General features: G+C 67.6%; 12 protein-coding genes. 9 read left to right on the top strand and 3 right to left on the bottom strand.

Annotation, left to right across the window (positions count from 1 at the left end):
* Positions 1-435: 435 nt before the first annotated feature.
* Together PX653_RS10145 and PX653_RS10140 are read right to left on the bottom strand one after the other, a co-directional pair.
* Positions 436-1035, bottom strand: coding sequence for a glycine zipper 2TM domain-containing protein (locus PX653_RS10145; protein WP_277417768.1), 600 nt, complete (start codon positions 1033-1035; stop codon positions 436-438).
* A 198-nt stretch (positions 1036-1233) separates the two neighbouring features.
* Complete coding sequence (locus tag PX653_RS10140; RefSeq protein WP_277417767.1) at positions 1234-1701, bottom strand: Lrp/AsnC family transcriptional regulator; 468 nt, start codon at positions 1699-1701, stop codon at positions 1234-1236.
* 130 nt (positions 1702-1831) lie between these two features.
* Here PX653_RS10140 and PX653_RS10135 point away from each other — a divergent pair, with 130 nt between their 5' ends.
* The 5 genes from PX653_RS10135 to PX653_RS10115 all read left to right on the top strand — a co-directional run bounded on the left by PX653_RS10135 (position 1832) and on the right by PX653_RS10115 (position 9816).
* Entirely contained in the window at positions 1832-5383 is a 3552-nt protein-coding gene (locus PX653_RS10135; RefSeq protein ID WP_277417766.1) for an indolepyruvate ferredoxin oxidoreductase family protein, read from the top strand.
* 386 nt (positions 5384-5769) lie between these two features.
* On the top strand, positions 5770-6330 hold the full coding sequence (locus tag PX653_RS10130) for a hypothetical protein (RefSeq protein ID WP_277417765.1): 561 nt from the start codon (positions 5770-5772) through the stop codon (positions 6328-6330).
* 180 nt (positions 6331-6510) lie between these two features.
* Complete coding sequence (locus PX653_RS10125) at positions 6511-7695, top strand: zinc-dependent alcohol dehydrogenase (protein ID WP_277417764.1); 1185 nt, start codon at positions 6511-6513, stop codon at positions 7693-7695.
* 10 nt (positions 7696-7705) lie between these two features.
* Entirely contained in the window at positions 7706-8278 is a 573-nt protein-coding gene (locus PX653_RS10120; protein ID WP_277417763.1) for a hypothetical protein, read from the top strand.
* Between the two features lie 11 nt (positions 8279-8289).
* Positions 8290-9816: an FAD-dependent oxidoreductase gene (locus PX653_RS10115; protein ID WP_277417762.1), complete on the top strand. Its 1527-nt coding sequence runs from the start codon at positions 8290-8292 to the stop codon at positions 9814-9816.
* An 87-nt stretch (positions 9817-9903) separates the two neighbouring features.
* Here the strand turns inward: PX653_RS10115 and PX653_RS10110 are convergent, their stop codons facing one another.
* Positions 9904-10320 carry an NUDIX hydrolase gene (locus tag PX653_RS10110; RefSeq protein ID WP_277417761.1) on the bottom strand — a complete coding sequence of 139 codons (417 nt, stop codon included), beginning with the start codon at positions 10318-10320 and terminating at the stop codon, positions 9904-9906.
* Positions 10321-10594: 274 nt separating this feature from the next.
* On the opposite strand from PX653_RS10110, the gene PX653_RS10105 reads away from it, so the two are divergent.
* Genes PX653_RS10105 through PX653_RS10090 form a run of 4 tightly spaced genes read left to right on the top strand, consistent with a single transcriptional unit; the run spans position 10595 to position 14985 of the window.
* Complete coding sequence (locus tag PX653_RS10105; RefSeq protein ID WP_277417760.1) at positions 10595-11887, top strand: hypothetical protein; 1293 nt, start codon at positions 10595-10597, stop codon at positions 11885-11887.
* 10 nt (positions 11888-11897) lie between these two features.
* Positions 11898-12155 carry a hypothetical protein gene (locus PX653_RS10100; RefSeq protein ID WP_277417759.1) on the top strand — a complete coding sequence of 86 codons (258 nt, stop codon included), beginning with the start codon at positions 11898-11900 and terminating at the stop codon, positions 12153-12155.
* Entirely contained in the window at positions 12155-12325 is a 171-nt protein-coding gene (locus PX653_RS10095; protein ID WP_277417758.1) for a hypothetical protein, read from the top strand. The genes PX653_RS10100 and PX653_RS10095 overlap by 1 nt, the downstream gene beginning before the upstream one ends.
* Positions 12322-14985, top strand: coding sequence for a bifunctional diguanylate cyclase/phosphodiesterase (locus PX653_RS10090; RefSeq protein WP_277417757.1), 2664 nt, complete (start codon positions 12322-12324; stop codon positions 14983-14985). The genes PX653_RS10095 and PX653_RS10090 overlap by 4 nt, the downstream gene beginning before the upstream one ends.
* The last annotated feature ends 86 nt before the right edge of the window (positions 14986-15071 follow it).

The raw sequence follows: 15071 nt of genomic DNA, 5'->3' as shown, positions 1-15071 counted from the left end.
TTTCGCTGATTTCGCGATACCGTCTTGCTTGTCATGCTGAAATTTCGAGGCTGTCCCCATTTTGCGCAATATGGGAGGCTGTCCCCGATATGCGAACTGTCGACCCGTGGGAAATTGGGGACAGCCTCCGATTTCGCTGATTTCGCGATACCGTCTTGCTTGTCATGCTGCATTTGGAGGCTGTCCCCAATTTGCGCAATTTGCAATTTGGAGGCTGTCCCCGATATGCGAGCTGTCGACCCGGGAAATTGGGGACAGCCTCCGATTTCGCTGATTTCGCGATACCGTCTTGCTTGTCATGCTGCATTTGGAGGCTGTCCCCAATTTGTGCAATTTGGAGGCTGTCCCCGATATGCGAGCTGTCGACCCGGGATCGCCACGTCCTTCAGTGCCACTGCGTTCGGCGCCGCACAATGGCGGGAGCCAGGGGGCGCCTTACTTGTTGCGGTTGGCGATCTCGTTGCCGAGGTAGCCGCCACCGATGATCCCGGCCAGCGTGGCCAGCTTCTTGCCGTTGCCGTCGCCCACCTGGTTGCCCAACAGGCCGCCAACGACAGCGCCGGTACCGATGGCTACATAGTTGGGCTTGCTCTCCTGCGCAACCGGGGCCGGGGCGTACGTCGGTTGGGCAGGGCGCGCCACATGGGTCCGGGCCGGCGTCGCCTGCACGGGCTTGCGGGCGACCGGTTCACGGTCATCGGTATCCCGCTCCACCACCCGCGCGGCGACCCGCTCAGGCGGCGCCTGCACCGCTGCCTGAGGCGCAGCCGTAGCCGCTTGCTGGGGCGATTGCGGCGCGAGCTGCTGCGCGTTCGATTGCCCCGCTGCCAGTTGCGGGGCGGCGGCAACCTGGCCGGCCTCGATGGGCTGCTGCACCGGCTGGCTCATCGGCGCGGTGTACGCCACCGGATCAGCTTTGCTCGATGGCAGTACTCCGGTCAGCGCGGCGATCCCCGTGCCGCTCACGGCAATCACCGAGACGGCCGCGGCGGCAAGCAGCGGATGGATACGATTTACGGTAGCGATGTTGTCCATGATGGTTCCCTTATAGCCGTTGATTGGTCTGCAGAGGTAGATTAAGGGGTGCGGCGCAGCCAGGCTATACCGTGTCCTGTATCACTCGTTACCACTTGTAAGCAGGCCTGCGACAGCCGCTGCCGGCGACGGGGGGAGGATGACGAACCTGCTGCAGGCGCAATTCGCTTGGGGCGGACTGTCGCTGACTGCCTGGCGCTACAGCGGCAGCGCCGTCTGGTACTTCACCTCGCGCAGCGCCACGTTGGTATTGATCTGCGCGACGCCCTGCAGCTTGAACATCACTTCGTGCAGGAAGTTCTGGTAGGCCTCCATGTCCGGCACGATGACCTTGATCGTGTAGTCCGAATTGCCGGTGGTCTCGTAGCACTCGACCACTTCGGCGCGCGCCTGCATGGCGCTCTCGAACGCCTCCACCACGCCGGCCGAATGACGGTTGAGCGTGATGTGGGCGATGCAGCACACCATCAGCCCGACCTTCCTGCGGTCCACCAGCGCCGCGTAGCGCGTGATGTAGCCGTTGTCCTCCAGCTCCTTCTGGCGGCGCCAGCACGGGGTAGCGGACAGGCCCACCGCCTCGGCCAGTTCGGCCGTCGACAGGCGGCTGTTCTGCTGCAGCGCGGCCAGGATTTTGATGGACGGGGCATCGAGGGAATGGTTTTTCATTTCACTGCCGTAAATGAGAGAGATTGACCGAAAACTTAGCATACTCGACAACAAATAGGGAAATTATTCCGGTTCCGCGCAACTATCATTTCTGGCACGGAGACAAAGCCCATCGAGGCAAGGAACAAGAATGAACGCCCATACCGCGCACGGCGCCGCCGCCATCGAGGCTGCCGCCACCCCACCCACGACCATCGTCGATCCCGATTACCAGCTGCAGGACAACCTGACCCGGACCACCGGCCGCGTGTTCCTGACCGGCACCCAGGCACTGGTGCGCCTCTTGATGATGCAGAAGCGCCTTGACGCCGCCAATGGCCTGAACACGGCAGGTTTCGTCAGCGGCTACCGCGGCTCGCCCTTGGGCGCCGTGGACCAGGAGATGTGGCGCGCGCAAAAACAGTTGGCCGAGCATGCCGTCGAGTTCCTGCCGGCCATTAACGAAGACCTGGGCGCCACCGCCGTGCTGGGCTCGCAGCAGGTCGAGACGGATCCCACCCGCAAGGTCGACGGCGTGTTCGCCATGTGGTACGGCAAGGGTCCCGGCGTGGACCGCTCCGGCGACGCCATCAAGCACGGCAACGCCTACGGCTCGTCGCCGCACGGGGGCGTACTGGTGGTGCTGGGGGACGACCATGGCTGCGTATCGTCGTCGATGCCGCACCAGAGCGAGCAGGCGCTGATCGCGTGGAGCATGCCGGTGCTGAACCCGGCCAATATCGAGGAGTACCTGGAGTTCGGCCTGTACGGCTGGGCCCTGTCGCGCTTTTCCGGCAACTGGGTCGGCTTCAAGGCCATCTCGGAAACGGTCGAGGGCGGCGCCGTCGTCGAGGTGCCTGCGCCGCCCCGCTTTGCCGCGCCCGAGTACACGTATCCGGCGGAAGGCCTGCATTACCGCTGGCCCGACCTGCCGAGCCTGAAGATCGAGCAGCGCGTGGCGGAAAAGCTGAACGCCGTGCGGGCGTTTGCTCGCGTAAATTCGATCGACCGCTTCGTTACCGAAGCGCCGCAAGGCCGCCTGGGGATCGTCAGCGCCGGCAAGGCCTACCTGGACCTGGTCGAGGCGCTCGACCGCATGGGTCTGTCCACCGAACGCCTGGAGCAGGTCGGCATCCGCCTGTACAAGCCGGGCCTGACCTGGCCGCTGGAGCCGACCCGCCTGGACCGTTTCGCCGAAGGCCTGGCCGAGGTGCTGGTGGTGGAGGAAAAGGACCCCGTCATCGAGCAGCAGCTGAAGAACCATTTCTATAACCGCCCGGCCGAGCGGCGCCCGCAGGTGCTGGGCAAGACGGACCTGGCCGGCCAGCCGCTGCTGGCCGCCATCGGCGAGCTGCGCCCGTCGCGCATTGCGCCCGCACTGATCCGCTGGCTGGCGCCGCACCTGCCCGAGCTGGCGCTGGAACAGCAGCTGCCGCACTTCTGCGCCGCACAGGTGAAGGCCGATCCGGCCAACGCGATCCGCACGCCGTACTTCTGCTCCGGCTGCCCGCACAACACGTCCACCAAGGTGCCCGAGGGCAGCATGGCGATCGCCGGCATCGGCTGCCACTTCATGGCGACGTGGATGGGCCGCGAGACGGTGCAGCTGACGCAGATGGGCGGCGAGGGCGTCACGTGGGTGGCGGCCTCGCGCTTCGTCGACCGGCCGCACGTGTTCCAGAACCTGGGCGACGGCACCTACTACCATTCCGGCTTCCTGGCCCTGCGCCAGGCGGTGGCCGCGCGCGCCAACATCACCTACAAGATCCTGTACAACGACGCGGTGGCGATGACGGGCGGGCAGCCGGTGGACGGCAAGCTGACGGTACCGCAGATCGTCCAGCAGGTGCTGACGGAAGGCGCCGTGCGTGCCGTCGTCGTCACCGACCAGCCGGACAACTACGAGGGCGTGGCGCTGGCGGCGGGCGTCACCGTGCACGACCGCTTCGAGCTGGACCTGGTGCAGCGCCAGTTGCGCGACACCCGCGGCGTCACGGTGCTGGTGTATGACCAGACCTGCGCGGCGGAGAAGCGCCGCCGCCGCAAGAAGAACACCGCCACGCATACCGAATTCCCCGATCCGGCCCGCCGTGTCGTCATCAACGAGGAAGTCTGCGAAGGGTGCGGCGACTGCGGCGTGCAGTCGAACTGCCTGTCGATCCTGCCATTGGAGACGGACCTGGGGCGCAAGCGCCAGATCGAGCAGGCCTCGTGCAACAAGGACTATTCGTGCGTGGAAGGGTTCTGCCCCAGCTTCGTTTCCGTGCTGGGCGGGCAATTGAAGAAACCGGCCGCCGCCAAGCTCGATACGGCCCGGCTGGAAGCGGCGCTGGCCGCGTTCGCGCCGCCCGCGCCATACGACTTTACCGGCAAGCCGTTCGAGATGCTGGTGGCCGGCGTCGGCGGTACCGGCGTCGTCACGATCGGCGCGTTGATCACGATGGCCGCGCACCTGGAAGGCAAGGGCGCCTCGACGCTGGACTTCATGGGCTTCGCACAGAAGGGCGGCGCCGTCATGTCGCACGTGCGCATCGCCCGCTCGCCGGCCGCATTGCATCAAGTCCGTATCGACCTGCGCCAGGCCGATGCCGTGCTGGCCTGCGATGCCGTGGTGGCGGCAATGCCGGACGCGCTGGCCGTGATGGAAGCGGGCCACACGCAGGTGATCGCCAACGAACGCGAGATCCCCACCGCGACCTTTACACGCAATCCGGACGCCAGCAACGACATGGGCGGGCTGTTCGCCCAGCTGCGCCGCGCCGCAGGCGACGCCAACGTGCATGGGCTGGACGCGCAGGAACTGGCCAGCCGCCTGCTGGGCGAACCCATCGCCGGCAATATGCTGATGCTGGGCTATGCCTGGCAGAAGGGCCTCGTGCCCGTGTCGCTGGCGGCGCTGCTGCGGGCCGTGGAGCTGAACAACGTGGCGGTGGCGATGAACAAGCAGGCGCTGCTGCTGGGACGCCTGGCGGCCGCCGACATGGCCCAGCTGGCGTCGCTGGCTGGCGGGCGCGGCAAGGTGGTGCAGTTCGCCGCTCCGGCCACATTGGAAGAGTTGATCGCGCAGCGCCTGCCGCGCCTGGTCGCCTACCAGGACGAAGCCTATGCGCAGCGCTACCTGGCGGCCGTACGCACCGTCGAGCAGCGCGAGCGCGCCATCGACGGCGCCGGCTCGAAGACGCCATTGACCAAGGCGGTGGCGCGGGCGCTGTTCAAGGTAATGGCTTACAAGGACGAGTACGAAGTGGCGCGGCTGCACACGGATGCGGCTTTCCGCGCCAAGCTCGACAACCAGTTCGGCGGCGACTTCAAGCTGCAGTTCCACCTGGCGCCGCCGCTGCTGGCGCGCCGCAAGCCGGGCAGCGACGTGCCGGCCAAGATCGCCGTCGGCCAGTGGATCCTGCCGGCGTTCCGGCTGCTGGCACCGATGAAGCGGCTGCGCGGCACGCCGTTCGACCCGTTCGGCTGGACGGCCGAGCGGCGCCACGAGCGGGCCCTGCGCGACGAGTATTTCGCCATGCTGGACGAGCTGTGTGCGGGCCTGACGTCGGACAACAAGGGTACATGGCTGAAGCTGGCCCAGCTGCCGGAACGCATCCGCGGCTTCGGCCACGTCAAGGCGCGCAATGCGCAGCTGGCGGCGGCGGAGGCCGAGCGGCTGCGCTTCCAGTTGCAGCAGGGAACGGCGGCACGGGCGGCGTAACGGGTCCCTTGGTGCCTGACGCCCGTGTGTCCACCCGGCCCGCGGCCCTGGGGTCTGTCGCCGGCAAGAGTGGTCTTCCACCCCGGCCTGCGGCGGCGCCAGGGGACCGACCCCGGTTTTCATCCCCGGCCCGTGCGCGCCAATGCTGAGAGCGGGGAGCCCGTGACATCACCGCCGCGGAGTAGAACCAGGGTCAGTCCCAAAGGGACAGACCCTGAACCCTCGGTTTCCTTGACTAAACTCAAACGATAAAAAATTGTAAATTGTTTGGCGATGTTCCGACCGCCGGGCGGCGTGCTGTCCTACTTCCGGTCGCCTGCGCTCGTGGGAGAATTTTGTCTCGCCGTGACACGCACGGTCAAAAACAGGCAAAAAAGGAGAAATCTATGAAGACGAAACTGGCACTCATCCTTACGGCAATGCTCGTCAGCGCTGGCGTCGCCGCCCAATCGACGAGCTCGCAGAGCACCGATACCGATCCGCAAAAGAACTCCGCAACGAAGAAAACCCAGAAGTCCGACAAGCACAAGAAGGGCAGCAAGCATGACCAGAGCACGTCCGGCTCCAGCAGCAGCGACATGAAATCGGGCAGCGGCAGCGCCACCGGCACCTCCAGCGGCACCTCGGGCGCCACCGGCACTTCCAGCGGCACGTCGGGCGGCACCGGCACCTCCAGCGGCACCTCGGGTACCGGCACCTCGGGCACGTCGGGTGACTGGAACAGCTCGGGCGCCAGCGGCACGGGTGCCACCGGCTCCAGCGGCATGACGGGCACCGGCACTGGCACTACCTCGGGCAACCGCAGCGGCACCGGCGGTACCGGCTCGATGGGCACCTCGGGCACGAGCGGCACCGGCACGGGCAGCAACGCCACCGGCACCGGCAACAGCAGCACGGGCGCCAGCGGCACCGGCACCAACACGCCGACCACGCCACCGACCCGCTGACGCGGCGCGTGGCAGAGCAAGCCGCCCTCGGGCGGCTTTTTCTTGTCCGGGCACGCGCACGTTTCCGTGCGCGCATCGCAATCGGCGCCGATTTACTCTACCTTGAAGGTGCCGTCCCCGGACATCCTGACCGAACAATTCAAACACTTGGCCATTCGAACAATTCCTACAGGAGGTTTTATGCTGGCGATGAATTACCGCGGACCGTACCGCGTGCGTGCAGACCACAAACCCGACCCCGTCATCGAACACCCGGGCGACGCCATCGTGCGCGTCACCCGCGCCTGCATCTGCGGTTCCGACCTGCACCTGTACCACGGCCTCGTGCCCGACACCCGGGTGGGCACGACGTTCGGCCATGAATTCGTCGGCATCGTGGAAGAGGTGGGATCGGCCGTGACGAAGCTGAAGGTGGGCGACCATGTGCTGGTGCCGTTCAACGTGTTCTGCGGTTCGTGCTTCTTCTGCCAGCGTGAACTGTATGGCAATTGCCACAATACCAATCCGCAAGCCTCGGCCGTGGGCGGCATCTACGGCTACTCGCATACCGCAGGGGGCTACGACGGCGGCCAGGCCGAGTTCGTGCGCGTGCCGATGGCCGACGTGGGACCGACCGTGATCCCGCCCGACCTGCACGAGGATGACGCCGTGCTGCTGACCGACGCGCTGCCGACCGGCTACCAGGCCGCCGAGATGGGCGACATCGCCGAGGGCGATACGGTGGTCGTGTTCGGCGCGGGTCCCGTCGGCATCTTTGCCGCCAAGTCGGCGTGGCTGATGGGCGCGGGGCGCGTGATCGTCGTCGACCACGTCGAGTACCGGCTGGACTTCGTGCGCCGCTATGCGCAGTGCGAGGTCATCAACTTCCGCGAAGTCGACGACATGGCGCTGCACATCAAGAAGATGACGGACTGGCTGGGTGCGGACGTGTGCATCGACGCGGTCGGTTGCGAAGCGGCCGGCAATGCGATGCAGACCATCACGGGGCCGTACACGCTGATGCAGGCCGGCTCCGCGACAGTGCTGCACTGGTGCATCAACTCCGTGCGCAAGGGCGGCAATGTGTCGATCGTCGGCGTGTACGGTCCCACGTTCAACGCCGTGCCGATCGGCAACGCGCTGAACAAGGGCCTGACCTTGCGCATGAACCAGGCCAGCGTGAAGCGGCACCTGCCGCGCCTGATCGAGCACATCCAGGCCGGGCGGATCGATCCGAAGCAGATCATCACGCACCGGGTACCGCTGGAGGAGGTTGCCGACGCGTACCACATCTTCTCGAGCAAGCTGGACAATTGCATCAAGACCGTCCTGATTCCCCCGAGCGCGCGGCAGACCCGCGCCGTTGCCGCCACCGCTTTGAATTGAGGAGAATCGCATGAACCATACCCATGACCACGAGCACGATCATAAGCACGCGCATGAGCACGCGCATGAGCACGGCCGCAACGACCTGGCCGTGTTCCAGCACGGCCGTCCGCCCGTGGACCGCTCCGCCATCCAGGGCTGGGGTGCGGACCTCGACCGCAAGAACCGTCCCGCCTACCCGATGGAACGCATGCCCCAGCGGCTGGATGCGCCACTGACGCAGCCGGACCCGCAGGCACAGCACGTGGAGGTACTGGTGTCGCCGGAACGGCCGCACATGACGCCGCTGTTCGGCAGCCCGCAGCCGCCGTCCGGCCTGTCCGGCGTGCTGCGCCGGGCTGCGTTCAAGACAACGGAAAACGACATCCGCCACTGGCTGCTGTTGCTGCTGGCCGACCGTGTCAACGTGGTCGAGGGCCTGGCCGAGGACCTGGCACGGGGCCACGTGCCGAACATCTTCGCCGAAATGGGCATCAAGGCGGAATGGGAGCACAACCGCATGGGCCTGGTGAAGAAGGCAGCGGTGGTGGCGGCGGTGGCCGGGGTCGGCTACTACCTGCTGAAACGGCGCAACGACCATTGAGGGAGGCGGCCATGCAGACCAACGCTGCATCGCCGTCCCTGTGGACGGCCACGGCCCAGGTGCCGCCCAATCCGCCGCTCGAAGGCGACACGCAGGCGGATGTCTGCGTGGTCGGCGGCGGCATTGCCGGCCTGACGGCGGCCTACCTGCTGCTCAAGGAAGGCCGCTCCGTGCTGCTGATCGATGCGCTGGACGTGGGCGCGGGCGAGACCGGGCGCACCACGGCGCACTTCTTCCCGCCGGACGAACGGTATTTCGAGATCGCGCGCCGCTTCGGCGACGCCAAGGCGGCCATGCTGCGCGACAGCTACGAGCGGGCCACCGACCTGGTCGAGACGATCGTGCAGAGCGAGCAGATCACGTGCGACTTCCGCCGGCTGGACGGCTACCTGGTACCGGCGGGGCCGGGCGGGGCCGACGTGGTGGACAAGGAGCATGCCGCCACCGTCAAGCTGGGGGTGGACGTGACGCGCATGCTGCGCGTGCCGGGGCTGGACTGGGACACGGGGCCCACCCTGTGCTTCCACCGCCAGGCCCAGTTCCACCCCGTCAAGTACCTGGCGGGCCTGCTGCGCGCCATCAAGCGCCTGGGCGGGCAGGTCCACGGCGGCACGCGGGCACGCGAGCTGACCAGCACGGCCGACGGCACCACCGTGACGACGGAGCGCGGTACCATCCGGGCCCGCGCAGTCGTGGTCGCGACCAACACGCCGTTCAACACCCGCGTCATCATGCACACCAAGGTGGCGGGCTACCACAGCTACGTGGTGGGCCTGAAGGTTCCGCGCGGCGCGCTGCAGCCGTTCCTGCTGTGGGACACGGGCGACCCGTACTATTACGTGCGGCTCGATGCGCAGGAGGCAGCGCAGCCGTACGACATTCTTGTCGTCGGCGGCCAGGACCACAAGGTAGGGCAGGACGGCACGCCGCAGCATCGCTACGACGAGATCGAGGCGTGGACCCGGCAGCGTTTCCCGCAGGCGCAGGAGGTCGCGTGGCGCTGGTCTGGCGAGGTGATGGAACCGGCCGACGGTGTCGCCTACCTGGGCCGCGCGCCGGGCGAGAAGGGCGAGGTGTACCTGATCACGGGCGACTCCGGCAATGGCATGACGCATTGCACGGCCGGCGCCATGCTGGTGACGGACCTGATCCAGAACCGCACCAATCCCTGGGTCCCGTTGTACAACCCGGCCCGCAAGCCCGTGCGCAGCCTGGGCGAATACATGCTGGAGCAGGCCAACACGCTGGCCCAATATACCGACTGGCTGCAGGGCGGGGAAGTCAGCGCGCCGGACCGCATCCCGCCGGGCGAAGGGGCGTTGATTCGCGACGGCCTGAAGCTGATGGCCGTGCACCGGGCCGACGACGGCAAGCTGACGTTCCTGTCGGCCGCCTGCCCGCACATGGGCTGCGCGGTGCACTGGAACTCGGGCGAGAAGTCGTGGGATTGCCCGTGCCACGGCTCCCGCTTCGACATCGAGGGCAAGGTGCTGCACGGGCCGTCGGCGGCGCCGCTGGCGCGGATCGACAGCAAGTAGCGTCTCGTTAGCACCGGGCACCGGTGACGGGCGCGCTTGTCGGGTCTCGGACCCGAACAAGCACGCCCGTCTCCAGGGGTCTACAAGCTACCAGCCGATCGCCAGCAGCCGCTCCGCCATCCGCGGCCAGCACAAGGTGCGCACCTCGTCCGCCGTCGCCCAGCGGTAGCCGTCCGCCTCCGGCGTAGGCTTGCCGGTGAGCCGGTGCGGGAAGAAGCTGGTGCAACGCAAGGCCGACAGGTCGCCCAGCTCACTGCCGGCGTCCACGCGGAACAGGTGCAGCCGCTTGTCGCGGCGGTAGTCGAACAGGCCCAGGTCCCGGTAGCGCTCCACGGCGAACGCGATGCCGGCTTCTTCGAACAGCTCGCGTGCCGCCGCCTGCAACGGCGTCTCCTCCGCGTCCAGCAGGCCCTTCGGAATGTCCCAGTGGGCCGTTCCCGTGACATGACACAGCAGCAACCGGCCCCGGTCGTCGACGACCAGGGTGCCACACGACGTTTCCAAATCCTCATCCTCCCCGCTCACCAAAGCGTCATTGTAGGGCAGCCCCCCGCACGGGCGCGCCCGACTGTTGTTTCTATTGATCTTGGTAAAGTTCCATGCGGAAACTTATCGACAGTTACTGTTTCCTCAGATAAAGTATGACGCCTGGTGGTACCCCGCCTTCGTGCCACCGCCTACCGGCAACCATGCGAGCTGATGCTCGCCTTCGTCTGTTCCGCCGTGCCGCCGACTTGCCGGCGCAGGCGTTCTTTCAATCGTCATCGGATCCTCGTACATGCCACGCAGCTGCCGCCCAGTCTGTCATCGTTACCGCCGCGTTCGCGTCGCGGCATGCATCCTTGCCGCCGCTGCCGTGTTGCCGGGCGGTGTACTTGCCCAGGAAAGCTCCGCCGCGGTCGCCAGCGACCTGGCCGGCCCGCGCTGGACCTTCGGCGGTTTCGGTACGGTCGGTGCCGTGCACAGCAGCGAGAAGAATGCCGACTACGCCGCCACGCCGCTGTCCCCCGGCCAAGCGGGTTATAGCCGCGACTGGGCGTTCGACGTCGACAGCCGCCTCGGCGCGCAACTGGCGGTACAGGTCGACAAGCGCTGGTCGGGCGTCATCCAGGTGATCACGGAACGCACGGTGACGGCGGGTTTCCAGCCTCACCTGGAGTGGGCCAACGTGAAGTACCAGGCCACGCCCGATCTGTCGATCCGGGTGGGCCGCATTGCGGCGCCGATGTTCCTCGCCGCCGATTACCGCAAGGCCAGCTTCGCGCTGCCGTGGGTACGCCCGCCCGTCGAGCTGTACAGCACCATGCCGATCACCAACAGCGACGGCGTCGACGCCGCGTACCGCTGGCATACGGGCACCGTGCGCCACACCACGCAGGCCTTCCTGGGCACCACCCGCATCAAGCTGGCGCGGGAATACACGGCGCGTGCGCGGCACGGCGGCCTCAATCACACGGCGGTACTGGGGGCGCTGACGCTGGGCCTGTCCGTATCGCAAGCGCGGCTGGAGATTCCCGGCACGGACGAGCTGTTCGACGTGCTGGACCGGTTCGGTCCGCAGGGCCAGGCCCTGAGCGCACGCTACGACCTGCGCTCGACCCGCACCAATGTGTTCGGCGCCGGCTTCAACTACGACCCGGGCAACTGGTTCGTGCAAGGGGAGATCGGCCGCGTGAACACGCGCTCCATGCTGGGCGACCAGACCGGCGCCTACGTGAGCGCGGGCTACCGTTACGGGGCGCTGACACCGTTCGTTACGCTCAGCAACGTGCGGGCCAACATGGCGACGAACATCGAGGGCATCGCCACCGCCGGCCTGCCGCCAGCGGCCGCGGCCCTGGCGGCGCAGGCCAACGACATCCTCAACGGCTTCCTGCGCGAGGTGCCGGACCAGGGCGGCGTCAGCCTGGGCCTGCGTTGGGACGTGGCGCCGAACTACGCGGTCAAGCTGCAGTTCGACGCCGCCAAGCCACGCAACGGCTCCGTCGGTTCGCTCGTCAACGTGCAGCCCGGCTTCCGTTCCGACCGCGCGTTCCACGTGTTCAGCGCGTCCGTCGACTTCGTGTTCTGACGGGGGCCCCATGCTGAAATCGATATTGGGCACGGCGCTGCTGCTGGGCGGGCTGACGGGCGGCATCGCCGACGCGGCGGAACTGGTCGTCATCGTCTCCGCGCGCACGGCCGTCACGGCGCTGCGCCATGACCAGGTGGCTGGCATCTTCATGGCCGAAGCCAGCAGCTTCCCCGATGGGGCGAGGCCGTGGCCGTGGACCAGGGCATCGGTTCGCCGCTGCGCGACGAGTTCTACCAGAAGGTCGCGCACCGTTCGCCCGCCCTGATGAAGGCCTACTGGACCAAGATGATCTTCACCGGGCGCGGCCAGCCGCCCCGCGAGGCGCCCAACAGCGCCGCTGTACGCCGGCTGGTGGCGGACAACCCCGGCATGATCGGCTACATCGAGCGCGCCGCGCTCGACCCGAGCGTGCGTCCCGTGCTGGTGCTGAAATGATGCGCGCTGCCAAGGCCCGGTTGGCGGGCTTGCGCTGGCTGCGCCTGGGACTGGAGACCTATGTGTCGCTGCCCCTGTTCACGCTGCTGCTGCTGGGTGTGATCTGGGGCGCCGGCTTCCATTTCATCGGCAACGACCGCATGGCCGCGCAGGCGGCCGCGCGCGATTCCGTGCAGGAGCTGATGGAAACCTACGAAGCACAGGTGGTGCGCAACCTGAACGGCATCGACCAGACGCTGAAAGTGATCAAGTATGCCGTCGAGCGCAAGGGCGCATCCGGCGCGCTGCCGGAACTGGCCGAGCAGGGCCTGCTGCCGCCTGGCGTCGTGTTCGCTGTCAGCATCGCGGACGGCGACGGCCGCATCGTCGCCAGCAGCCCGCACTCGGCCATGCATTCGGTGGCCGGCGAACGCTACTTCTCCGCGCACCGGGACAGCCGCGCCGACTCCGTCTACACGTCCGAGACGATGCGCGATGCCGCCCGCGACGAGTGGCACATGCACTTCACGCGCCGGCTCAACGATCGTGACGGCAAGTTCGCCGGTATCGCAATCCTCGAAGTCGATCCCACCTACTTCACCAGCGGCTACGAACGTTCGCGCCAGGGCGACCTGGGCATGGTGGCCATCGTCGGCAGCGACAGCGTGGCGCGCAGCGTGCGCATCGGCGAGCACAACAGCTGGGGCCAGCGCATCGACCTGGCGCTGTGGCGCCACCCGGCGGCGCAGCCCTGGCCGGGCCGGCTGGACGGCGTGCGCCGCTACACCGCCGCGCGCACGCTGCGCAGCTATGGCCTGACGGTGCTGGTGGGCCTGGCCGAGACGGAGCAACTGGCGGCGTTCGAGCAGCAGCGCCGCAAATACCTGTGGGAAGCCGGCCTGGCATCGGCCGGCACCGTGTTCGTGATGGCACTGCTGTGGGCCTGGTCGTGGCAGGGCGCCAAGGCGCGCCGCCGCATCCGCCGCGCCCAGGAAACCTATGCCGCGGCATCGGAAGCGAACCTGGACGCGTTCTTCGTGCTGCGCGCCGTGCGCGATGCCGCCGGCGTCATCGTCGACTTCCGCATCGCGTCGGCCAACAGCCGCGCCGAGCAGATGACGGGGCGCAGCAAGGAAGACTTGCGCAGCCACACGCTGTGCCAGTGGCTGCCGCAGGCGCGCAGCAACGGCATGTTCGCGCGGCTGGCGCAGATCATGGCGGCGGGCGGCACGCACCAGGAGGAATGGCGCAACGAAATGCCCGAGTTCAAGGCCGAGTGGATGTACTGGCAGATCGTCGGCGTCGAGGGCGGCCTGGTGGCGATCGTGCGCGACATCTCCGAGCGCAAGCGCGACGAGGCCCGCATCGTCCACATGGCCCACCACGACACGCTGACCGGGCTGCCGAACCGCAGCCTGATCGGCGATCGCCTGGAGCAGGCGATCCTGCTGGCCGAGCGCGAGAAGCACCAGTTGCTGGTGGCGTTCGTGGACCTGGACAGCTTCAAGCTCGTCAACGACAGCCTCGGCCACGCGGCCGGCGACGAGCTGCTCAAGGTGGTGGCGGGGCGCATGGTGGACTGCCTGCGCCGCAGCGACACGGTAGGCCGCTTCGGCGGCGACGAGTTCGTGCTGGTGCTGCCGCAGCCGCAGGGTATCGACAGCGGCGGCATCGAGGCGGCAGCGCTGCTGGAGAAGATCCTGGCGGCGGTCGTGCGGCCGGTGGCGCTGGAAGGCCAGGAAGTGCAGGTCAGCTGCTCGATCGGCGTTGCCATGTACCCACGCGATGGCGGCGACGGCGGCACGCTGTTGATGAACGCGGATGCCGCGATGTACCGCGCCAAGGAGCTGGGCAAGAACAACGTGCAGTTCTATGCGCAGGAGATGAACGCCTCGCTGGAAGAGAAGCTGGCGCTGATGGAGGGGCTGCGCAAGGCCGTCGACGACGACCAGCTGCGGCTCGTGTACCAGCCCAAGGTGGACCTGGCCAGCGGCGCCGTGTTCGGCGTCGAGGCGCTGCTGCGCTGGCACCATCCGGAACGGGGCATGGTGCGGCCCGACCACTTCATTCCACTGGCGGAGGAAAGCGGCAGCATCGTCGCGATCGGCGAATGGGTGCTGCGCGAGGCCTGCCGTCAGGCACGCCGCTGGCAGGACGCGGGACTGCCGCCGATGGTGGTGTCGGTCAACGTGTCGCCGCGCCAGTTCGACGACCGCCGCCTGGTGGCGCGCGTGGCGGACGCGCTGCGCGACGCCGGCCTGGAAGCGCGCTGGCTGGAGCTGGAAGTGACCGAAAGCCTGATCATGCGCGACGTGCAGCAGGCCGTGGACAAGATGCGTGAGCTCGAAGCGATGGGCATCGCGCTGTCGATCGACGATTTCGGCACGGGCTATTCCAGCCTGGCCGCGTTGAAGTCGTTCCCGATCAGCCGCCTGAAGATCGACAAGTCCTTCGTGCGCGACCTGGCGCACAGCCCTGACGACCAGGCGATCGCCCGTGCCATCATCTCGCTGTCGCACCAGCTGCAGATGCGCGTGATCGCGGAGGGCGTCGAGACGGAGCTGCAGCGTGCCTTCCTGGTGCAATACGGCTGCGACGAAATGCAGGGTTACCTGTTCAGCCGGCCCGTACCGCCGGACGAGATTCCCGCGCTGCTGGCAGCGCCGGCCGCGGCGGCGTGACGATGGCACTGCCGCCGTCCCTTTGCCAGCCGGGCGCCATGCGATACGATAGCTGGCAACGTCGCGCTCGTGCCTGCTGCTACAAT

This window comes from Pseudoduganella chitinolytica (assembly GCF_029028125.1).
In the GTDB taxonomy this organism is placed as follows: Bacteria; Pseudomonadota; Gammaproteobacteria; order Burkholderiales; family Burkholderiaceae_D; genus Rugamonas; species Rugamonas chitinolytica.
This window is presented reverse-complemented; position numbering and strand designations above follow the sequence as displayed.

What these genes read in the sequence shown, in the direction of transcription:
- PX653_RS10095 (WP_277417758.1), top strand. Translation starts at nt 12,155, where the DNA reads ATGAAGGCCTACTGGACCAAGATGATCTTCACCGGGCGCGGCCAGCCG.
- PX653_RS10145 (WP_277417768.1), bottom strand. Translation starts at nt 1,035, where the DNA reads ATGGACAACATCGCTACCGTAAATCGTATCCATCCGCTGCTTGCCGCC.
- PX653_RS10115 (WP_277417762.1), top strand. Translation starts at nt 8,290, where the DNA reads ATGCAGACCAACGCTGCATCGCCGTCCCTGTGGACGGCCACGGCCCAG.
- PX653_RS10100 (WP_277417759.1), top strand. Translation starts at nt 11,898, where the DNA reads ATGCTGAAATCGATATTGGGCACGGCGCTGCTGCTGGGCGGGCTGACG.
- PX653_RS10140 (WP_277417767.1), bottom strand. Translation starts at nt 1,701, where the DNA reads ATGAAAAACCATTCCCTCGATGCCCCGTCCATCAAAATCCTGGCCGCG.
- PX653_RS10135 (WP_277417766.1), top strand. Translation starts at nt 1,832, where the DNA reads ATGAACGCCCATACCGCGCACGGCGCCGCCGCCATCGAGGCTGCCGCC.
- PX653_RS10105 (WP_277417760.1), top strand. Translation starts at nt 10,595, where the DNA reads ATGCCACGCAGCTGCCGCCCAGTCTGTCATCGTTACCGCCGCGTTCGC.
- PX653_RS10130 (WP_277417765.1), top strand. Translation starts at nt 5,770, where the DNA reads ATGAAGACGAAACTGGCACTCATCCTTACGGCAATGCTCGTCAGCGCT.
- PX653_RS10120 (WP_277417763.1), top strand. Translation starts at nt 7,706, where the DNA reads ATGAACCATACCCATGACCACGAGCACGATCATAAGCACGCGCATGAG.
- PX653_RS10125 (WP_277417764.1), top strand. Translation starts at nt 6,511, where the DNA reads ATGCTGGCGATGAATTACCGCGGACCGTACCGCGTGCGTGCAGACCAC.
- PX653_RS10090 (WP_277417757.1), top strand. Translation starts at nt 12,322, where the DNA reads ATGATGCGCGCTGCCAAGGCCCGGTTGGCGGGCTTGCGCTGGCTGCGC.